Raw genomic sequence first — 3,035 nt, 5'->3', positions numbered from 1 at the left:
CCTTCCTGTGGTCGGTGCTTGGTCGGTGAATCCGCGACACGCCGTGATTTTGCCTGGTGTCCAATGGCGCTATATGGCCAGCTCAGACGCCTTTTCTGGACCTCAACCAGCCGGGCTGGCAGGCTCTTCTAATCCCTAGGTCGCACGTTCGAGTCGTGCCGGGGGCACTGGTCAGCACTGGGGGCACTTCAGGGGCACATTTGGCGACTCAGCCGGCGGCAGGCCGACAGTAAGTGACGATCTTGGAGAGACTATCGAGGCGCGTACACCGGCGCGGGAAGTCAACTCCATGACGTCGAGCGAGCGGTGATGGGTGAAACTCGCGCGCGCTGAACAGAGACACTTCGCCTCGAGGCGCGGATGTACGCCTTGACCGGCCCGAAAAACAGCAGTCGGCCCGCCGCCCGAGCAGGATGACGGGCCGACTCTTCCGGCGAACGGTACGACTTCTCAGTCGGCGCCACTACCCGCGAGCTGCTTCTTTCCGTATACGCGCTCCATGAATGCGGTGTCCGGGTACAGCTCAGCCCGCACCGTCTTGCCGTCGCGGAGGGTGTATACCTCGGCGTCTCTTGCGGACTCGTTGCCAACACTCACCTCGCTGAGCACGACGACCGTGTCACCGTCGGCGAGGAAGCGGTGAGGCTTGATCGTCGGGGACTTCTCGGCCAACCGGCCAAGGAGCTCGCCGAGTTCACCTTTGCCGTGATAGGTGCCACTGATCGCACTATCGCCCGGCTGGACCCACTCGATGTTGTCGTCGTACAGGCTCATCACCGTTTCAATGTCACCGGCGGAGAAGGCTTCGTAACCTTTCTTGACGAGCTCGACGTTCTGTTGCTGTTCTGACATTGTCAAACTCCCTTTCGTGGATTATCCGATGTTTCCGCCGCGACAGGCCCGGCCGATCTGGCCCGGCCTGCCTGGGGACTCAGGTGAAGTGCGGTGGGACGGCCCACGACCGTCCCCTTTCATGAGCGGGGCATGATGCGCCTCATAGGTGCTCCATCAGGCGAGACATTCGCCCGGCCTCGAAATAGCTGGCCTCGCGCCGCGGGTAAATTGGTCGCGGCTCAGGCAGCCGAATGTGGATGTGCCCGATTGCTGTAATAACCGCTGCACCGGGCCAGTGACGATGAGTCGCCTCGGGCGGTACTGACAGAGCCGCTGCGGATTTGAATAAGACTTCCTGCTCGGTGATGAGAACTGGGGCCGAGGCGGGTGGCGTGGAGCTCACCACCGACGGAGCTGGTTCGACATCGGACGCCGGGGGCTTGGGGAGTGAGTGCGCCTTGGGTAGTAAGTGCAGCATGGCGGATGCCTTCCGGTGACTGGTGGCTCCTAACCGGGAGTCACGGCTATCGAACGCATGTAAGACAAGCACCAAGGGCGTGGGCAGCACGTCATCTATTTGGATGACATTTCTAACTGGATGGGATGCGACTATTGTTTGCTTGAAGCCTCCTAGGAGGTTCAGCGGGGAAGTTTCCCGATGCGGGTACCCAATGGCGAATCGAGGGCCTGCCGATGGTCACGGTAGAGGATTTCTCGCGACTGGTATCCGACATCTACGCCGCCGCGGTCACTCCGCAACACTGGGAAGCGGCGATCGACGGCATTCGCCGGACTATGGGTGGAAGGCACGGTGCGCTAGCGACCGGGGGAGAACCCATGCGATCCATCGTTGCGGCGACCCTGCCCCGTGAAGCCGGAAAGAGATACGCGGAGTACTACCACCGCCTTGACTACGTGCTGGCAACGGTGGAGAGAGGTCCGGTGGGCGCGGTGCGGACCGGCGCGGAGGTGATGGACCACCAGAAGCATCGGGAGTTATATACCGATTGGCTCCGCGCCTACGACACCGACGACGGGCTACTCGTCCGGCTCACCGCCGGTCCGCGGCCGACGTGCTTCCTTGTCGCCACGCTGGGAGGCGGGACTGAGTCATTTTATACGCCAGAGCGTATCAAGTTGATCAGCGGGCTGGTCCCGCATCTACAACAGGCGCTGCGCACCCAGCACAAGCTATCGGCTCTGGCCGACAGGTCCGTTGAGCTGGCAGGCGCTCTAGAGGTTGTCCGGTACGGAGTCATCATCGTCGGAGGCGAACACCTTGTGGTGAACCTGAACTCGGCCGCCGAACGGATTCTGCGCGCCGAAGACGGGCTTTGCACGCGGTCAGGACGCATCGCCGCGACAAGCATGGACGCCGAACAACAGCTGCATTGCGCCATACACAATGCCCTTGCCGGCGAAGGCTCCACCGTTCGCGCGGGCCGGTCGCTCACCTGCTTTCGGCCCTCGGGCAGACGGCCCTACGTGATTCATGTGCTGCCCTCCTACCGCCGCGACGCCGATGAGCCACGCCGACAGCCAATGGCCCTAGTGCTGATCATTGATCCAGAGGACCAACCTGAACCCGCTGCAGAATTGTTGCGGCGGCTCTACCACCTCACTAAAACCGAAGCCGATGTTGCTTTGCGCGTGACGCGTGGCGCGGACCTAAAGGAAATCTCAGAGCAGTTGTCGATCTCACTGGCGACGGTTCGCACCCATCTGCAACGTGTCTTCGATAAGACTGACACCCACCGCCAAGCCGAGCTCCTACGGCTTCTACTCGTGCTATGTCCTTAACTACACCGGCCCATACGCCTGGCGCGTGGATCGCGGCCGTCGTCTACGCTGCGGGCTGTGTCGGCCGGCTCAAACCTGCCGGCGTAGTGCGCTTCAACGGTGCGTAGGTTTTCGCACCCGCAGAGTCCAGCAATTCCACGGACACGCGTGAACGCGAAGCCGAACGTCGACGTCTGCGTTGCACTTCTCACCCCCCGCGTGTTCTTACGCTGATCTCGCAGGTCACCGAGCAAGTAACGCTCCCTACACGGCTGCCCGAAGATTTCGACGAGGTCGCTGCCGCGAGGGACGTCGCCGCCAAGGGAGGAACTGTGAGGTTGGATGGCTGCAGGAGAGGCGAGAATGGCGGCCATGAACGAAACAGAGAACCGTGGTATCGACCTATCGCTCTTCTGTCCGGC

The 3,035-nt window shown here is 62.0% G+C and carries 2 protein-coding genes; one reads left to right on the top strand and one right to left on the bottom strand.

The window, feature by feature from the left end; all coding sequences use genetic code 11:
• Window positions 1–450: 450 nt before the first annotated feature.
• Window positions 451–852, bottom strand: a complete 402-nt coding sequence (locus JWP83_RS21550; protein ID WP_297734458.1) for a nuclear transport factor 2 family protein — start codon at window positions 850–852, stop codon at window positions 451–453.
• 924 nt (window positions 853–1,776) lie between these two features.
• On the opposite strand from JWP83_RS21550, the gene JWP83_RS21545 reads away from it, so the two are divergent.
• Window positions 1,777–2,634: a LuxR C-terminal-related transcriptional regulator gene (locus JWP83_RS21545; RefSeq protein ID WP_297734455.1), complete on the top strand. Its 858-nt coding sequence runs from the start codon at window positions 1,777–1,779 to the stop codon at window positions 2,632–2,634.
• The last annotated feature ends 401 nt before the right edge of the window (window positions 2,635–3,035 follow it).

The sequence above is a fragment of the Mycobacterium sp. genome, from assembly GCF_025965855.1.
Classification (GTDB): Bacteria; Actinomycetota; Actinomycetes; order Mycobacteriales; family Mycobacteriaceae; genus Mycobacterium.
The sequence above is the reverse complement of the archived record's forward strand: the minus strand, read 5'-3'. Positions and strand labels throughout refer to the sequence as shown.

Coding starts and splice junctions, on each gene's coding strand:
- JWP83_RS21550 (WP_297734458.1), bottom strand. CDS start 852: ATGTCAGAACAGCAACAGAACGTCGAGCTCGTCAAGAAAGGTTACGAA.